The sequence below is a fragment of the Arthrobacter psychrochitiniphilus genome (assembly GCF_003185915.1).
Classification (GTDB): domain Bacteria; phylum Actinomycetota; class Actinomycetes; order Actinomycetales; family Micrococcaceae; genus Specibacter; species Specibacter psychrochitiniphilus.
In genome coordinates this window covers 222944-241029 of the sequence record NZ_QHLZ01000007.1, presented here as the reverse complement: position 1 = coordinate 241029, position 18086 = coordinate 222944, and the positions used below count along the sequence as shown (strand labels likewise).

Here is an 18086-nt window from a genome sequence, read left to right as displayed (position 1 = left end):
CATGCTGCAAGTTTCCCTGAGCCAACTCAAATCCCATTCGCGCCGCTTCATCGCCATCACCCTGGCCGTGCTGCTGGCAGTCGCCTTCCTCTCCGCCACCCTCATGGTCAACGCCTCCACGAAAGCCTCACTGAAGGAATCCCTGGGCCAGTCCTACGCCTCGGCGGACCTTGTCATCTCCCCTCCCACCCAAACCCCATTGACGACGGCGGAACTGGCCGCCGTGACGAGCTCACCTGTTGTTGGCGCCTCCTCTGGTCAGCGTCCATTGTTCCTGCAGACGAATCTGGGCAAGGCTTCCGTCGGCGCACAACTACGTGATGTGCCCACGGATCCGGCCCTGGAACCAGTGAAACTGCTCTCGGGTGCGTGGCCTACCAAGGATGCTGACGTGGTGGTTGACCGCGTCACGGCCGAGCGCAACTCACTTTCCCTGGGCAGCAAGGTCACCATGTCAGCGGATGCTGGCGGCAAGGAGCCTGCCTCACTGCACGCCACAGTCTCCGGCATCATGGCTGCCTCGTTCGACCCAATGTCATCTGGCACCGCACAGTTCGTGGGCACAACAGCCGCTGTGGAGAAACTCAGTTACCCCGATTCCGGCTTTACCGGCATCTCGGTGCTGCTCAAACCGGGCGTGTCTGTTGCAGATGCCAAGGCAGCCCTGGCCACCACGTTGGATCAGCCGGCGGACACAATCCTGACGCCGGATGAGCAGACTACGCAGCAGGTCTCTCTGTTGACCGGCGGCCAGGACCAGCTGACCATCGTGCTGCTCGCGTTCGCCGCCGTTGCCCTGCTGGTGGCGGCACTGGTTGTTTCAAACACTTTCTCCGTACTGGTGGCCCAGCGGACCCGCGAACTGGCCTTGCTGCGTTGTATTGGCGCCAGCCGTGCACAGGTGCGTAACTCCGTCATGGTCGAAGCCATAGCTGTTGGGTTTATTGCCTCGGTCCTAGGCGTGCTCGTCGCCACCGGCACCATGGCACTCGTTTTGACCCTACTGGGCCAAAATCCCAACTTTGCCTTCGCCACTTTGGCGGTGCCGCCGTCGGCCATTGTTGCCGGACTGGTTGTGGGCACATTGTTGACGGTGCTCGCCGCCCTGGTCCCGGCCCGGGCCGCAACTGCCGTGGCCCCGCTGGCCGCACTGCGTCCCGTTGATGATGCGAGCGTGCACAACACCGGCGGCCGCTTGCGCCTGGTTGTTGGTGTGGTGCTCCTGCTGGCCGGTGGCGTTGGCCTTGTGTATGGCGGCATTTCCACCAACCTGCTGATAGCTTTGCCTGCCGGAGCGGCATCCTTTGTGGGTGTCATCATGGCGGCCACGCTGTTCGTGCCCAAGCTCGTTGCGCTGGCTGGCACCCTCGCCGTGCCTGCCGGGGTGCCAGGCACGATGGCTGCTGCCAACGCCGTGCGCAACCCGCGCCGGACCACGGCCACGGCGTCCGCCCTGCTCATTGGCGTCACGCTCGTGACCATGATGATGACAGGAGCGGCCACGGCCCGGCAGGCCTTCGACTCCCAGCTGGACAGCCGTTACCCCGTGGACCTGTCGGTGCAGGCCTACCCCGGCGAGCCGGCCATCACCGCGGATCAGCTCTCCGCCGCCGCAGCCCTGCCCGGCGTCAAACAGATCGCCCGGCTGGATTTGGTGGGCACGGTGACTGCCGGGGACCTGCAGATTCCGGCTTACGGGATTCACGACGCCGATGCGGCGGCTCTGCTGGCAAATTCCGCTAACCGTCCCACACGGACCTCGGTGGTGCTGCCCAAAGATGTCAAGGCCACCACTGCCACGTTGAATTCCGGAACCCAGACCACCAACATCGCCGCCACCCCGTCCACAACGTATGAACTGATGGCGGTGGTCTCCCTCGACGCGTTCCCGCCCGTTGCAGCGAATGACCCGCTGCGACGGGAGGCGGCAGCACCGTTGTGGATCTCCGTGAATGAATCGTTGGAGGCCAACGCCCTGATGGATTTGCGGACCTCGCTGGCTACGGCGCTGGGCGTCAACGAATATCAGGTCAGTGGGGACGTGCTGGAAAAGGCCACGTTCAACCAGGTCATCGACATGATGCTCCTTGTGGTCACGGCACTACTGGCCGTGGCCGTTTTCATTGCCCTGATCGGTGTAGCCAACACCCTGTCCTTGTCCGTGCTGGAACGGACCCGGGAGAACTCCCTGCTGCGGGCGCTTGGCCTGACACGTGGGCAGTTGCGCGGCATGCTGGCTCTAGAAGCGGTGCTCATTGCAGGCGTTGCCGCGATCATTGGTTCTGCCCTGGGTGCCGTATACGGCTGGGGCGGTGCGCAGGCAGCGCTGGGATCCTTTGCCGATGTCACGGCGGTCATTCCGTGGGGCCAAATCCTGACAGTGGTGCTGGTGGCGGTAGTTGCCGGGCTCTTGGCCTCCGTGGTCCCTGCCCGACTGGCCGCGAAGCTCTCCCCCGTTGAGGGTTTAGCGATGGACTGAGGCGGGTAATCCGCGTATGTTGCGGCCACCTCTGGATAAAGGACGGCGCTTGCGGATAAGGACGGTCGTCTACGACCGTCCTTATCCGCAAGCGCCGTCCTTTTCACGATTTGAGGTACATGGGCAACGCAACAAGTTATCCACAGGCGGGCCGGCTGCCTCTGCTTCGGCACGCTGCGTGATGAGACGCTTGATTCATGAGCACGCCACGACTGATAATTCCCGCCGACTTTGAAAAGTCAGGCCGAGACCGCCGGGAGCTGGTGGACCTGTGTAACAAGGGCCAGCTGACGCGGGTGCACCGTGGCGTTTACGTGAACAGCACCGAATTCCGCGAGCTCAGCCCAATGCAGCGGTACGGCCTGACTGCCTCAGCTTTTCAGGTAGCAACCCCACAGCAACCCGTTTTCTGCCACGCAACGGCAGCACTCCTCTGGGGATTGTGGATGGTCGGCGTACCGGAACGTCTGCATGTCATGACTGAGGCAATGCGAGGCGGACGGAACGAAAACGGGGTGGACCGCCACCGCGGCTCCATGACGGAGCGGGTACAACGGTGCGGCTCGTTCCTGCTGACCGGGAAAGTGGACACCGTCTTGCAGTTGATCCTCAGCTTTGATTTTCCCTATGCGGTTGCAATCTGTGACTCCAGCCTGCGCACCTCCAACCGCCAACGAGCCTACAACCACTTCACCGCTCGTGATGCGGAGCCGACACTACGCACGCCGCTCTGGCAGAGCACTTACCCGCAGGGGCCGGCGCTGCGGCGCGAAGACCTCATTGCCGCCGCCGGTGAACTACCAACGAAGGCAGCACAGAAGCGGGCTCTAGCTGTCATCAATTTCGCGTCTCCCTTGTCGGAGTCGGCGGGCGAATCGATCAGCCGCGCCAAGATGCACCTGCTCGGATTCCCCGCACCCGAGCTACAAAAACACTTCATACTGCGAGACGGCAGCAACGCGTACACGGACTTCTGGTTCAAGGAACTCAATCTTGCCGGCGAGTTCGATGGCATGGGTAAATACCTGCGCGCTGACTGGGGTAGCGGACTGACTACCCAGCAGCGGGTCATAAAGGAAAAGTGGCGCGAGGATCAAATTCGAGCACAAGGTGTCAGGTTTGTCCGGTGGGATTGGAAGGACATCATGAACCAGGAGCGGTTCATTCGCGTGCTGCACGAGGCTGGACTTCGGCGGCAGTAGCCCGATCGGCGAAAAGGGACGGCGTTCGCGGATAAGGACGGCGCGCTAACACCATCTTTATCCGCGAACGCCGTCCCATTCTCCAGATGCGTGCACCCTATGCCTCGACGGGCGCGGGTTCCTCGTACTTGGGAAAGATCGGCGCCGGAGCGGGCAGTACCGTACCGGGAACCAGAGGTGTGGAAATGGCAGCGAACTGGCGAACGGCGTCGTCCGCCGATCCCCCCTGGCCCAACACAGTTAGCAGCTTCGCCGAGGCGTCCGGCATAACGGGCTGGATGAGGATCGAGACCATGCGCAGCACCTCGAGGGTCACATACAGCACGGTTTCCATACGGGGGACGTCAGTCTTGCGCAGCACCCAGGGGGCCTGGTCGGCGAAGTAGGCGTTGGTGTCTCCCAGAACGTGCCAGATCTTTTCCAGCGAGCCGTGGAAATCCTGGACCTGGTAGGTGGCGCGGGAATGTTCTAAAAGGGCACGGGCCGCGGCCAGAATGCTCTCATCGGCTTCGGTGAACTCGCCATGAGCCGGCACTACACCGGCGCAGTTCTTCGCCACCATGGACAGAGAACGCTGGGCCAGATTGCCTAAGTTGTTGGCGAGGTCGGAGTTCATCCGGCCCACCACGGCGTCATGGTTGTAGGAGCCGTCCGCGCCAAAGGGCACCTCGCGCAGCAAGAAGAAACGCACCTGGTCCAGGCCGTATTGGGCAACCCAATCGGCCGGAGCCACCACGTTGCCCAATGACTTGGACATCTTCACGCCGTTGTTGTGCAAGAAACCGTGGATCATGACGCGCTTGGGCAGTTCCAGCCCGGCAGACATGAGGAACGCCGGCCAGTACACGGCGTGGAAGCGGGAGATGTCCTTGCCAATGATGTGGACATCGGCGGGCCAGTACTTCTTGAAGGCTTCGGAGTCCACATCCGGGTAACCAACGGCCGTGATGTAGTTGGTCAGCGCGTCAACCCACACGTACATGACGTGCTTGTTATTGCCCGGAACGGGAACGCCCCAGTCGAAGGTGGTGCGGCTGACGGAGAGATCTTCCAGCCCGCCCTTGACGAAGCTGATCACTTCGTTGAAGCGGGTGCGTGGGGCACCAAATTCCGGCTGGTCGGCGTAGAGGGCCAGCAGCTTGTCCTGGTAGTTGGAGAGGCGGAAGAAGTAGCTTTCCTCTTCGGTCCAGGTCAGTTCCGTATCGGTGACCTTGGAGTAACGCTTGCCGTCCTCGCGCAGTTCCGTCTCGTCTTCGCCGTAGTAGGCCTCGTCACGGACCGAATACCAGCCCTCATATTTGCCCAGGTAGATATCCCCGGCATCTTCCATTTTCTTCCAGATGGCCTGTGATGCAGCGTAGTGATCGGCGTCCGTGGTGCGGATGAAACGGTCATAGCTGATGCCCAGCGCCTGGTGCGTGTCCTTGAAGATGGTGACATTGCGGTCCACGAGTTCCTTGGGACTCAGGCCTTCCTTCTCGGCCGTCTGCGCGATCTTCATGCCATGCTCATCCGTACCCGTCACGAACTTCACGTCATACCCGTCAAGGCGCTTGAAGCGTGCCATGGCGTCAGCTGCGATGTACTCGTAGGCGTGCCCAATGTGCGGATCGCCGTTGGGGTACGTAATGGCGGTGGTCAGGTAGTAAGGCGTCTTGGCCGAGTCAGTAGTGCTCACCCCCTAAATTTACCGTGAAATCTGGGAATTGTTGATTCGTGTCCCCTCTGCCGTTGACGCACGACGGCGGCACCTACTCTGCGGTTAAACGCCGAAGTCGCGATCCCCTCGCGGGCAGTAAGATTTCTGCGGTCGCAGGGCGACCTTGGAAATCCATCCCCGCTCCGGGAATCGCGACTTCAACTTTCGGCACTGGGGTCCCTTGGGAGGGCGTGGGGATTAGTCTTCCAGATCGACCTCACGGGCCATGGTGGCGCCGATTTCGGTCTTGATCGAATCCAGCAGCTCCTGCGGCACGGTGCTGTCCACAGTGATGAGGGCCAGTGCTTGGCCGCCTTCGGTGTGGCGGGCAACCTGCATGCCGGCGATATTGACATTATTCTCGCCAAGGATACGGCCGAGGGTACCTACTACACCGGGACGGTCAGCGTAAGAGATCACCAAGAGGTGATCGCTCATGGGGATTTCCAGCTCGTAGCCATTGACGGCCACAATCTTTTGGATCTGCTTCGGGCCGGTCAAAGTACCTGAGACGGAGATCTGAGAATCATCAGACAAGGCGCCGCGAATGGTCAGCACGTTGCGGTAATCGGTTGATTCCAGCGTGGTGATCAGGTTGGTCTTGATGCCGCGCTGCTGCGCCAAAATCGGGGCATTGACGTAGGAGACCTGCTCGGAAACTACGTCCTTGAAGACGCCCTTGAGCGCTGAAAGTTCCAGTGCCTTAACGTCCAAGGCAGCAATTTCGCCAGCGACTTCGACGTCGATCTGGGTCACCGAGGCGTGGGTCAGCGCGGTGAAGATGCGGCCCAGCTTCTCGATCAGCGGGATGCCGGGGCGGACCTCGGCGGCAATGACACCACCGGCCACGTTTACGGCGTCGGGCACCAATTCGCCGGCCAGGGCCAGGCGAACGGACTTGGCTACGGAAACTCCGGCCTTCTCCTGCGCTTCATCGGTGGAAGCACCCAGGTGCGGGGTGGCGATGACGTTATCCAGGCCCAGGAAGTCAACGTCGGTGGCTGGTTCCTTCACGAACACATCAATGCCGGCACCGGCAATTTCACCCTCACGCAAGGCAATGTTCAGCGCCGCCTCATCGATGAGACCGCCACGGGCCACGTTGATGACGTAAGCGGTCTTCTTCATTTTCGCGAAGGCCTCGGTACCGATCATGCCCAGGGTTTCCGGGGTGCGCGGCATGTGGATCGTGATGAAGTCGCCCTGTTCCAGCAACTCATCGAGAGAGACAAGTTGCACGCCCAGGCTCGCGGCACGGGCAGAGGTGACGTAGGGGTCGTAGGCAATGATTTCCATGCCGAAGGCCTTGGCGCGTTCGGTGATCAGGGCGCCAATACGGCCCAGCCCGATGATGCCCAGCTTCTTTTCCAGCAGTTCCGTGCCGGTGTACTTGGAGCGCTTCCATTCACCGTTTTTCAATGCGGTGCTGGCGGCCGGGATGTGGCGGGCCAGGGAGAGGATGTGGCCAATGGTCAGCTCGGCGGCAGAAACAATGTTCGACGTCGGGGCGTTGACCACCATGACACCGGCCTGCGTTGCGGCCTTGATGTCAACGTTGTCCAGCCCCACGCCGGCACGGGCAATGACCTTCAAGTTCTTGGCAGCAGCAATGGCTTCGGCATCCACCTGCGTTGCGGAGCGGACCAGGATCGCATCGACGTCAACAATGGCGGACAGCAGAGCGGCACGGTCAGCTCCGTCCGTCTGGCGGATCTCAAAATCGGGGCCCAATGCCTCGATCGTTGCGGGCGAAAGTTCCTCCGCGAGGAGTACTACTGGTTTGGTGGCGCTCACCTGTGACCTCTTTAGCTTGTCGTTTAGTGTTCTTGTGGGGATTTTGGTGAATGGTTTTTGTGGTGCCCTAGCAACGACAAAAGCCGGTCTCCAGTTTATGGGAGACCGGCTTCGGTGCCGTAATATATGGCGGGAAGTTCGACGCAAGCGATATAAATCACATGATCTAAGTCGCATTTGTCCAGCAGCCGGACGTAGAGCGCTGGGCCCACACGCTTGGGCCCACACGCTTGGGCCCACATTCCCGAGGGACCCAACTGTTGGTTCGCTAGCGAACCAACAGTTGGGAGGGAATGGGGACTAGCGGGAGACTGAACCGTCGGTGTAGTCGTCGCTGTTGGTGGAGATCCAGGAGAACAGCTTGCGCAGTTCGCGGCCTGTGGACTCGATGGGGTGCTCTTCGCCCTTCTTGCGCAGTGCCAGGAACTCGGGAGCGCCGGCATCCTGGTCCTCGATGAAGCGAGTGGCGAACGCACCGCTCTGGATATCGGCCAGAACAGCCTTCATGTTTTCCTTCACCTCGGGGGTGATGACGCGCGGGCCGGAGACGTAGTCGCCGTATTCTGCGGTGTCGGAAACGCTCCAGCGCTGCTTGGCAATGCCACCTTCCCACATGAGGTCAACAATGAGCTTGAGCTCGTGCAGCACCTCGAAGTAGGCGATTTCGGGCTTGTAGCCAGCTTCGGTCAGAACTTCAAAGCCGTACTGAACCAGCTGTGAGGCGCCGCCACAGAGAACGGCCTGCTCGCCGAACAGGTCCGTTTCGGTCTCTTCGGTGAAGGTGGTCTCGATGACCCCTGCTCGGGTTCCGCCGATGCCCTTGGCATAGGACAGAGCCAGGGCGCGGGCGCCACCGGTGAAGTCCTGCTCAACAGCGATCAGGTCGGGGATGCCGCGGCCTGCTTCGAATTCGCGGCGTACGGTGTGACCCGGTGCCTTCGGAGCAACCAGAGCAACGTCAACGTCAGCCGGGGGCGTGATGTAGCCAAAGCGGATGTTGAAGCCGTGGCCGAAGAACAGGGCGTCGCCAGCCTTCAGGTTCGGGGCAATGTCCTCTGCGTAAACGAAGCGCTGGACCTGGTCCGGGGTCAGGATCATGATCAGGTCAGCTTCAGCCGTTGCCTCAGCAACGCTGAGGACGCGCAGGCCCTCTGCCTCTGCCTTGGCGATGGACTTGGAGCCCGCCTTCAGGCCGACGCGAACGTCAACGCCGGAGTCGCGCAGGCTCAGTGCGTGTGCGTGCCCTTGGCTGCCGTAGCCGATAACGGCGACCTTGCGACCCTGGATGATTGACAGGTCTGCGTCGTCGTCGTAAAACATTTCGGTCACTGTGTAACTCCTTGAATAAATGGTGTGTGGTGCTTTATCAAAAGTATTTCATCCAGGACCTGCCCTGCAGGTCCTGGTGGGCCGTGCGCTAGGAAGCGCGCAGCGCCCGATCGCTCATGGAACGGCTTCCCCGCCCAACGGCCAAGGTGCCTGATTGCACGATTTCCCGGATCCCGAAGGGTTCCAGGACTGCGAGCAAGGCGGCCAGCTTGTCAGCGTAGCCAGTGGCTTCAATGGTCAGCGAGTCTGTAGACACGTCAACCACTGAGGCACGGAAGAGATCTGCAGCTTGGGTTACTTGCAGTCTCGTCGCGGCGTCCGCACGCACCTTGACCAGGATGTGGTCCCGCTGCACGGAATTCTCTGGAACGAGTTCAACGATCTTGATGACGTTGACCAGCTTGTTCAGTTGTTTGGTGACTTGTTCAATCAAGTCCCCGTCTGCATCAACCACTACCGTCATGCGGGAAATACCCACAATCTCGGTGGGGCCAACAGCAAGTGAGTTGATATTGAAGGCGCGGCGGGCAAACATGCTGGCCACCCGGGTCAATACACCGGGTTTATCTTCAACCAGTACGGAAAGAGTATGTCTAGTCATGCCTTAGTCCTCCTCGTCCCACACGGGGGTCATGTTGCGGGCAACTTGAATCTGGTCGTTGCTGACCCCTGAGGGCACCATCGGCCACACCATGGCGTCCGGGCTAACCACGAAATCAATGATGACCGGGCGGTCATTGATGGCCAAGGCTGCCTCAATGGTGGCGTCAATGTCCTCAACGCGTTCACAGCGCAGGCCAACACAATCATAGGCATCGGCCATCTTCACAAAGTCCGGCACACGGATACTGTCATGGCCCGTGTTGAGGTCGGTGTTGGAGTAGCGGCTGTTGTAAAACAGCGTCTGCCACTGGCGCACCATGCCCAAGGACGAGTTGTTAATGATGGCAACCTTGATGGGAATGTTGTTGATCCGGCAGGTGGCCAGTTCCTGGTTGGTCATCTGGAAACAGCCGTCACCGTCAATGGCCCAGACCACACGGTCCGGGTTGCCCACCTTGGCCCCCATGGCCGCAGGCACCGAGTAGCCCATGGTCCCGGCGCCGCCGGAGTTCAGCCAGGCGCGGGGGCGCTCGTACTTGATGAACTGCGCAGCCCACATTTGGTGCTGACCAACGCCTGCAGCGTAGACGCCTTCAGGGCCCGTCAGCGCACCAATGCGTGAGATGACTCGCTGTGGGGACATGAGCCCGTCTTCGGGTTCAGTCCAACCCAACGGGTAGGTGTCCCGCAAATTGCCCAGGAACGCCCACCAGTCGCTGAGGTTCGGGGTTCCGCCGCTCTCAAACTCGACTTTGACGGCCGTCACGAGGTCCGGGATGATCTCCTTCAAGGAGCCCACAATAGGGACATCGGCGGTGCGGTTCTTGGAAATTTCCGCGGGGTCAATATCAGCGTGAATGACCTTGGCATGGGGAGCGAAACTGCTCAGTACCCCTGTGACTCGGTCATCGAACCGGGCACCCAACGTGATGAGCAGATCGGATTGCTGCAAGGCTGTCACGGCGGAGACCGTGCCGTGCATGCCGGGCATGCCTACGTGCAGATCATGTGAATCGGGGAACGCGCCGCGTGCCATCAAGGTGGTGACCACGGGGGCGCCCGTGAGTTCCGCCAAAACCAGCAGTTCCGCGGAAGCGTTGGCCTTGACCACGCCACCGCCTACGTAGAGGACAGGCTTCTTGGCTTCGCGGATCAGGCGGGCAGCCTCTCGCAGCTGCTTGGAATGGCCGCGGAAAACAGGGCGGTAGCCGGGCAGGTCAATGACGGGGGGCCAGGAGAAGGTCATTTGGCCAACCTGGGCGTCCTTGGCAACGTCCACAAGGACGGGACCGGGACGCCCGGTTGAGGCAAGGTGGAAAGCCTCGGCCAGCACGCGGGGAATGTCATTGGGGTCGGTCACCAAGTACGAGTGCTTGGTGATCGGCATGGTGATGCCAACAATGTCAGCTTCCTGGAAAGCGTCGGTGCCGATGACAGAACTGGAGACCTGACCGGTGATGGCCACCAGAGGAACCGAGTCCATGTGGGAATCCATAATGGCGGTGACGAGGTTGGTAGCGCCCGGACCGGAGGTAGCGATGCAAACGCCCACCTCACCGGTCACCATAGCGTAGCCCTGGGCAGCGTGCCCGGCACCCTGTTCGTGACGGACCAGAATGTGATTCAGATCTGATGCCATCAGCGGATCATAGGTGGGAAGAATGGCGCCGCCAGGCAGACCAAAAATGTCCTTGACACCCAATTCTTCAAGTGAACGGACAAGTGCCTCGGAGCCGCTCATCTGGACAGGCGCCACAACATTGTTGGGACCCAGGACGGCGGAGGCTTGGTTTGCGGTGCTGACCACGCCTGAGTGGCTGCTCGTTTGCGCACCGTGCCCGGGGGACTTTGCTGCCATCAGCGCTGGGCTGGCGGGCGTTCCTTTGCTCATCGGTTCTTTCCTTCGGGGAAACTCTTGGCTCTCGGGTATTTCATCTGCAGTTGCGTCCACTTCTGGATGGTGTACGCAGTGTTACAAGTTGCCGCTGGTGGTGGAAACAAAAAAACCCCTCTTGCCCATAAGGCTCTCATCGAGGGGTTTGCACGTGTTGTGACGTTTTCTCATTCGTAAAAGCCACAAGTCAGCGACCAAGGGTGTGGTCGCTTCACATCACGTGCTAGCTAATGACGGCTAGGAGCTTTCGTTGCATGTGTTTAGTCTCCCGTTTTACGCTCTTGAGTGTCAAACGGCCAACTCTAGCATCTCACTATGTGGACCCAGTGTCCACCCTGTGGGCATGGTGGTGCCATCTACCCCGCTTCCCACAAACCGCCAGAGGGCGGCTAGTTGCAATAGGCCCCTGTGGAGGCACTGTTGACTAACTTGGCATACTTGGCCAAAACACCTGTTGTGAACTTGCCCGGAAGCGGCTCCCACCCCACCTTGCGTGCCTCCAACTCCGCTGGCTCCACCAAGAGGTCAAAGGTGCGCGCCGCTATGTCAACGCGAATGGCGTCCCCATCCCTGACAAAGGCGATGGGCCCGCCGTCCACGGCTTCGGGAGCCACATGACCAATACACAGCCCGGTGGTGCCACCGGAAAAGCGGCCATCGGTCAATAGCAGCACATCCTTGCCGAGCCCAGCGCCCTTAATGGCACCGGTGATGGCGAGCATCTCGCGCATGCCGGGACCACCCTTGGGACCCTCATAACGGATCACCACAACATCACCGGCTTGAATCTCACCACGGCCAAGCGCCTCCAGGGCGCCCTGCTCACGCTCAAAGACACGGGCGCTACCTTCAAAGACGTCCAGATCAAAGCCTGCACTCTTGACCACTGCCCCGTCCGGAGCCATCGATCCGTGGAGCACAGTGATGCCACCCGTTTTATGGATGGGATTCGAGATGGCACGCAGAACCTTGCCATCGGGGTCCGGCGGGTTAATCTCGGCCAAGTTCTCGGCCACTGTTTTGCCTGTGACGGTGAGGCAATCGCCATGGAGGAGCCCGGCGTCGAGCAATGCCTTCATGATGACAGGCACTCCGCCGATCTTGTCGACGTCGAACATCACATAGCGGCCAAAGGGTTTCAGATCGCCTAGGTGAGGGACCTTATCGCCAATGCGATTGAAGTCGGCAAGGCTCAGATCCACGTTAGCTTCACGGGCAATGGCCAGCAGGTGCAGAACGGCATTAGTGGAACCTCCAAAGGCCATGGTGACGGCAATGGCATTCTCAAAAGCCTTCTTCGTCATAATGTCGCGGGCACGGATGCCCTTTTCCAGCAGATGCACCACGGCTTCGCCGGACTTGCGCGCGTACATGTCACGGCGCCGGTCAGCGCTGGGCGGTGCAGCCGAACCGGGAAGAGACATACCCAGGGCCTCGCCAATACAGGCCATGGTATTGGCCGTGTACATGCCGCCGCAGGCACCTTCACCGGGACAAATGGCGCGCTCAATGGAATCCAGATCTTTCATGCTCATCTTGCCGGCGGCGCAGGCCCCCACCGCCTCGAAGGCGTCAATCAAGGTGACTTCCTTCTCCGTGCCATCCTCTAATTTGGCGAAGCCGGGCATGATGGAGCCGGCGTAAAGGAACACGCTGGCAAGGTTGAGCCGTGCGGCAGCCATGAGCATGCCGGGCAAGGACTTGTCACAGCCGGCAAGGAGAACGGAGCCGTCCAACCTCTCGGCCATCATGACTGTTTCCACGGAGTCCGCAATGACTTCGCGTGAGACGAGGGAGAAGTGCATACCCTCGTGCCCCATGGAAATGCCGTCGGAGACGGAAATAGTGCCGAATTGCATGGGAAAACCGTCTGCAGCGAAGACGCCTTCCTTGGCGCCTTGGGCCAGACGGTTTAAAGAAAGGTTGCACGGGGTGATTTCATTCCACGAACTAGCTACACCGATCTGGGGCTTGCGGAAGTCATCGTCTCCCATACCCACTGCCCGGAACATGCCACGGGCGGGGGCCGCATGGATGCCATCGGTGACTACCCGGCTTCGGGGTTTAATGTCCGGGCGCCCATCGGCGGTGCGTACAACTGTGTCTTCCGGCTCAACAGAATTCGTCTCTACGCTCATGGGCGCCAGTCTATGGCGCAAGCGTGAAGTGCGCCACTTTAGGTGGTTTGCTGGCGGAGGTTTGCTGGCGGTGGCGTTACTGGAGGCGGCTTGGCGGCTCGCGCTGGTGGGGGCTAGCCGGGCTTGCATGTACCCAGCGGCATTTTGCAGAGAATTTATTTGAGCAAATTCCCCGGAATAACAAGGATCTCAGGACCTCAGAATGTGATCCCTGCCGCAAAAGAGGCAAAATCCGACTAATCGATTTCACACCCGCACAAAAAAGCCGTATAGTTTCATGTCGTTGCAAAGAACACTGCAGACACAATCTGCTGAGTGCCACTGCAGCGAAGATGCACCCCTAGCTCAATTGGCAGAGCAATTGACTCTTAATCAATGGGTTTCCGGTTCAAGTCCGGAGGGGTGCACAGAGTAAGGCCGTTCCGGCATTGGTAACAACTAGTGCTGGAACGGTTTTTTACTGCAGTAAAAAAATACGCACCCCTAGCTCAATTGGCAGAGCAATTGACTCTTAATCAATGGGTTTCCGGTTCAAGTCCGGAGGGGTGCACAGGGTAAAACCGCTCCAACACTGGCAAGCGCCGGGGTTGGAGCGGTTTTTTGTTGCCCTTTTTGAAGTTGTCAGCAGCGCACGGCGCCAATTTGGCCCCTAACCCGCTACCACATCAGGCCGGCTGACCCATGAGGCCCGCTAACCCATCTGGTGCACCGGCGGCCAAAGTGCTGACAGGGCCGGATTCGTGCCCTCAGCACACCTCACCTAGGCTGAAAACAAGATTTTCACCTTCCACCTTTCAGGAGCACCCATGACTGAACGTCTTGTCCCCGGCGATCCGGCCCCCGCATTCAACTTGCCCAACGCGGACGGCGGCACTACCTCGCTGGCAGACTTCGCCGGCCAGAAAGTGGTTTTGTTCTTCTACCCGGCAGCCATGACTCCAGGTTGCACCAAACAGGCTTGCGATTTCCGTGACAGCCTTGCTTCCTTGCAGGGCGGTGGCTATAAGGTGTTGGGCATCTCCCCCGACCCCGTCTCCAAGCTGGAAAAATTCAAGGCTCGGGATGAATTGAATTACCCGCTCCTTAGCGACTCGGACCATAGCGTTGCTCTCGCCTACGCGGCCTGGGGTGAGAAGAAGAATTACGGGAAGACCTACGAAGGTTTGATCCGTTCCACCATTGTTCTCGATGAGAGCGGCAGCGTTGAGGTGGCCCAGTACAACGTGCGCGCCACCGGCCACGTGGCCAAGTTGCGCCGTGACTTGAAAATCGACGCCGCCTAACAGCTGCCGGCTAGCCGCCTGACCCAAGCATGAGAAAGGCCCCTTACCGAGGAATCCTCGAATAAGGGGCCTTTTTCTAGTGCGCAAGAGGGGACTTGAACCCCTACGCCCGAAGGCACAGGTACCTAAAACCTGCGTGTCTACCAATTCCACCACTCGCGCATGTGCATTGAAGCATGAACAATACTACCGTCTCCTCCGGGTAGTTTTAACCACAGCGGTCCTAACCCTGAGGAAGCCACCAGAATCAGCCACTATGATAAGTGGCTGATGGAGAGTCCGTGCTGCAAGGAGAACCCGAACGTGCCATGCCCTGCCAATCCAGTGCGCAAGGTGACCCAGTGCCCCTGAGTATCCTGCGAGCAACAGCCCTGGCCGCCATTGTTCTTCTGGGCGCAACTTCCTGCACTGCTCCTGCGCCCCAATCCCCCAGTACCACGGCGGCACCCACCCACGCCGTGACGCCTACCGTGTTCAATTTCGGTACGGGGTCTGACCCGCTGGGTTTTGATCCGGCGCTGGTTGCGGACACGGAGTCGTACCGGGTAACACGCCAGATCATGGAGGGGCTGGTGACCATCAATCCGGTCACAGGGGCACCGGCACCAAGCCTCGCCACAAAATGGGTGGAGGATGCGGATGGGCTGCACTACACCTTCACCCTGCGCAAGGGTGTTTCCTTCCATGACGGGACCCCGTTTAACGCAGCGGCCGTGTGCGCCAACTTTGAGCGCTGGTACTCCCTGCCTCCGGCAATCCGCGCAGACGGCTCCACGTCCACCTTCAAACAAGTGTTCCGTGCCTTCAGCGACGATCCGGAAAACTCCCTCTATGAAGGCTGTACGGTTGATGACCCGCTGACGCTCACCCTGGGGTTGAAGACGCGGCTCACCGGATTCCTGCAGGCACTGACCGTGCCAGCCTTTGCCATCTCCTCCCCCACGGCGTTGAAGTCCTTTACCGCCAATGTGCTGGACCGCTCCTTCGCCGGGAACAAGGTATCCCGCTATGGACTGCATCCTGTGGGCACCGGACCGTTCACCTTTGGGCAGGCCTCCGCAGGGTCTGTGACCATGAACGCCAACAAAAACTATTGGGGTGAAAAGGGTCAGATCACCGTCTTGAACTTCAAAACCTTCGAACAGCCCGAAACCAGGCTGGCGGCCTTGTACGAGGGCTCCATCGATGGGTTTGACCCGGTCACGCCCAGTAATTTTGACAAGCTCATCAAGAGCGGAAAGCAGGTCCTGCAACGGGATCCCTTCTCTGTCATGTATCTGGGTATCAACCAGAGAGTCCCTGTACTGGCGGATCTGAAGGTGCGCGAGGCCATCGCATCAGCCATTGACAAGGCAACGCTTGCCAATAACTTCTTCATTGGCGGAACGGCCACTACCGCGCAGTTCATCCCCCCCAAGCTCAGCGGCTTCAATAATGCCGTGGAAGGCATTGGCTACGATCCACAGAAGGCAAAAACGCTCCTGGCAGGCTCCAGTTACAAGGGTGAAGAGCTCAGGTTTTACTATCCCACCAACGCCGCACGCACTTATTTGCCCACCCCTGAAAAGGTCTACGCCCAAATTGCTGTTGAACTGACAAAAGTTGGCTTCAACATCAAACCCGTCCCGATCCCGTGGAACGAAGGCTATCTGGCCGCCGTCACGGGAGACGGCAATCATGCCCTCAGCCTCATGGGATGGAACGGCAGCTATGCGGACCCGGACAACTTTGTGGGCCCCATCTTCGGCTCCCCGGGCACCGAACTGGGACTGGTGGATCCGCAGCTGGTGTCCAAAATCACCCGGGCACGCAGCATGCCCAACGGAGCGGACCGTGTGGCCGCTTATGAGTCCATCAGCAAACAAATTGCAGCCACCGTTCCGGCTGTGCCCATCGTCTTTCCCATCTCCGCCATTGCCCTCTCTGACCGGGTGCTGTCCTATCCGTTGAGCCCGGTGCTCAATGAGGTCTTCAATGCCGTGCAGCTGGCTCCCCCTGCGCCAGGCTGAACCAGCCCGGTGCGGCACGCAGGCATTCTGAACCAGCCTGCCGCGGCACTTCAGGCGGGAACGAAGGCACGCCCTGCGGGGAACACGGTGCTGATTTATGCTTAGAGTCCTTGCCGCGATACGCTTCTAGCGCTAGGAAGAGCCTCTACTGGAGTTGACTGTGACCTTCATTTCGAACACCAAAGACGCTGACGTTGTCCTCATTGGAGGCGGCATCATGAGCGCAACGCTGGGCACTATGCTCAAGCAGCTGGAACCTAACTGGAAGATTGTGCTCTTTGAACAGCTCGATACTCCCGGTTTGGAGTCCTCCAGCCCCTGGAACAACGCGGGCACCGGACACTCGGCACTGTGTGAGCTTAACTACTCACCGGCGGCCGCAGACGGTTCAGTAAACCCGGCCAAGGCCATCAGCATTAACGAACAATTTCAACTCTCACGCCAGTTTTGGGCGCACCTGGTGGACGAATCATTGATCGGCTCTCCCAAGGGCTTCATCAACACCGTGCCGCATATGAGCTTTGTGATTGGTGAGGCGCACCGCAAGTTCCTCAAGGCCCGCCATGAGTCGCTGTCGGCAAACCCCGTGTTTGCCTCCATGGAGTACTCCGAGGACCCCGCGAAGATCGCCCAGTGGGCGCCTCTGGTCATGAAGGGCCGTGATCCCCAACAGGTTGTCAGCGCCACCCGCGCCGCTGAAGGCACGGATGTGGACTTTGGCGCTCTGACCCGCGAGCTCATGGGCTACATGGACAAGAACGGTGTGGAGATTAACTACGGCACCACCGTGACCGATCTGGCCCGCACCACTGACGGCGGCTGGGATGTTGGGCTCAAGCACCCCACCTCAGGCGAACACGGCAAGGTGAAGGCCAAGTTCGTCTTCATCGGCTCCGGTGGCGGCGCCCTGCACCTGCTGCAGAAATCAGGCATTCCCGAGGGTAAGGGCTTCGGCGGGTTCCCCGTCTCCGGCCAGTTCTTCCGCTGCACTGATCAAAAACTCGCTGCCAAGCACAGCGCCAAGGTCTACGGCCAAGCATCCGTGGGCGCCCCGCCCATGTCCGTGCCGCACCTGGACACCCGCTACGTTGACGGCCAGCGTTCCTTGCTGTTCGGCCCCTACGGCGGATTCTCCACCAAGTACCTCAAGACCGGCAGCTACATGGACCTGCCCGGCTCCATCCGCCCCAATAACATCATCCCCATGCTCGCCGTGGGCAAGGACAATCTGGACTTGGTCAAGTACTTGGTCACCGAGGTCACAAAAACCCATGCCGGCAAGGTGGATGCACTCCACGAGTACTTCCCCGAAGCGGACGGGAAGGACTGGGAGCTGATCACGGCAGGCCAGCGGGTTCAGATCATCAAGAAGGATGCCAAGAAGGGCGGAGTGCTCCAGTTCGGCACTGAAGTCATCACGGCAGCTGACGGCACCTTGTCAGCCCTGCTCGGTGCATCGCCCGGAGCATCCACGGCCGTGCCGATTATGCTGGAGCTGTTGCAGCGCTGCTTCCCACGCCAGTACAAATTTCACTGGCAGGATTCATTGCGCACCATGATGCCCACCTATGGCATAAAGCTCAATGAAAATGCCGAACTCTTTGAAAAGAGCCTGGCTGCCACGGCAGCTTCTTTGCAGTTGAAGTAACGAGGGGG

At 60.0% G+C, this 18086-nt stretch carries 11 protein-coding genes and 3 tRNA genes; 7 read left to right on the top strand and 7 right to left on the bottom strand.

Translation table 11 applies throughout. From position 1 onward, the window contains the following. Position 1: 1 nt before the first annotated feature. Both CVS29_RS12760 and CVS29_RS12755 read left to right on the top strand, forming a co-directional pair. Complete coding sequence (locus CVS29_RS12760; RefSeq protein ID WP_110106698.1) at positions 2–2479, top strand: FtsX-like permease family protein; 2478 nt, start codon at positions 2–4, stop codon at positions 2477–2479. 197 nt (positions 2480–2676) lie between these two features. Then, positions 2677–3681, top strand: a complete 1005-nt coding sequence (locus tag CVS29_RS12755) for a type IV toxin-antitoxin system AbiEi family antitoxin domain-containing protein (protein WP_110106697.1) — start codon at positions 2677–2679, stop codon at positions 3679–3681. A 97-nt stretch (positions 3682–3778) separates the two neighbouring features. Here CVS29_RS12755 and metG read toward each other — a convergent pair whose 3' ends face one another. The 6 genes from metG to ilvD form a co-directional block, all read right to left on the bottom strand. Then, complete coding sequence (gene metG, locus CVS29_RS12750) at positions 3779–5359, bottom strand: methionine--tRNA ligase (protein ID WP_110106696.1); 1581 nt, start codon at positions 5357–5359, stop codon at positions 3779–3781. A 219-nt stretch (positions 5360–5578) separates the two neighbouring features. After that, positions 5579–7174, bottom strand: coding sequence for a phosphoglycerate dehydrogenase (gene serA, locus CVS29_RS12745; protein ID WP_110106695.1), 1596 nt, complete (start codon positions 7172–7174; stop codon positions 5579–5581). A 300-nt stretch (positions 7175–7474) separates the two neighbouring features. Then, the gene (ilvC, locus tag CVS29_RS12740; protein WP_110106694.1) at positions 7475–8503 is read right to left on the bottom strand and encodes a ketol-acid reductoisomerase; all 1029 of its coding nucleotides are present in this window, start codon (positions 8501–8503) and stop codon (positions 7475–7477) included. Positions 8504–8591: 88 nt separating this feature from the next. Further along, entirely contained in the window at positions 8592–9104 is a 513-nt protein-coding gene (gene ilvN, locus CVS29_RS12735; RefSeq protein ID WP_110106693.1) for an acetolactate synthase small subunit, read from the bottom strand. 3 nt (positions 9105–9107) lie between these two features. Continuing rightward, complete coding sequence (locus tag CVS29_RS12730; RefSeq protein ID WP_110106692.1) at positions 9108–10997, bottom strand: acetolactate synthase large subunit; 1890 nt, start codon at positions 10995–10997, stop codon at positions 9108–9110. 392 nt (positions 10998–11389) lie between these two features. Beyond that, positions 11390–13138, bottom strand: coding sequence for a dihydroxy-acid dehydratase (gene ilvD, locus CVS29_RS12725; RefSeq protein ID WP_110106691.1), 1749 nt, complete (start codon positions 13136–13138; stop codon positions 11390–11392). Between the two features lie 334 nt (positions 13139–13472). On the opposite strand from ilvD, the gene CVS29_RS12720 reads away from it, so the two are divergent. The 3 genes from CVS29_RS12720 to bcp all read left to right on the top strand — a co-directional run bounded on the left by CVS29_RS12720 (position 13473) and on the right by bcp (position 14421). Beyond that, positions 13473–13545 (top strand) — tRNA-Lys (locus tag CVS29_RS12720). 70 nt (positions 13546–13615) lie between these two features. Beyond that, a tRNA-Lys gene (locus CVS29_RS12715) sits at positions 13616–13688 on the top strand. 256 nt (positions 13689–13944) lie between these two features. Continuing rightward, positions 13945–14421: a thioredoxin-dependent thiol peroxidase gene (gene bcp / locus CVS29_RS12710; protein WP_110106690.1), complete on the top strand. Its 477-nt coding sequence runs from the start codon at positions 13945–13947 to the stop codon at positions 14419–14421. An 80-nt stretch (positions 14422–14501) separates the two neighbouring features. On the opposite strand, the gene CVS29_RS12705 is transcribed toward bcp, so the two are convergent. Then, positions 14502–14583: transfer RNA gene (locus CVS29_RS12705), tRNA-Leu, on the bottom strand. A 179-nt stretch (positions 14584–14762) separates the two neighbouring features. Here CVS29_RS12705 and CVS29_RS12700 point away from each other — a divergent pair. Then, complete coding sequence (locus tag CVS29_RS12700; protein WP_245932223.1) at positions 14763–16430, top strand: ABC transporter substrate-binding protein; 1668 nt, start codon at positions 14763–14765, stop codon at positions 16428–16430. Between the two features lie 160 nt (positions 16431–16590). Further along, entirely contained in the window at positions 16591–18078 is a 1488-nt protein-coding gene (locus CVS29_RS12695; RefSeq protein ID WP_110106689.1) for a malate:quinone oxidoreductase, read from the top strand. Positions 18079–18086 lie beyond the last annotated feature (8 nt).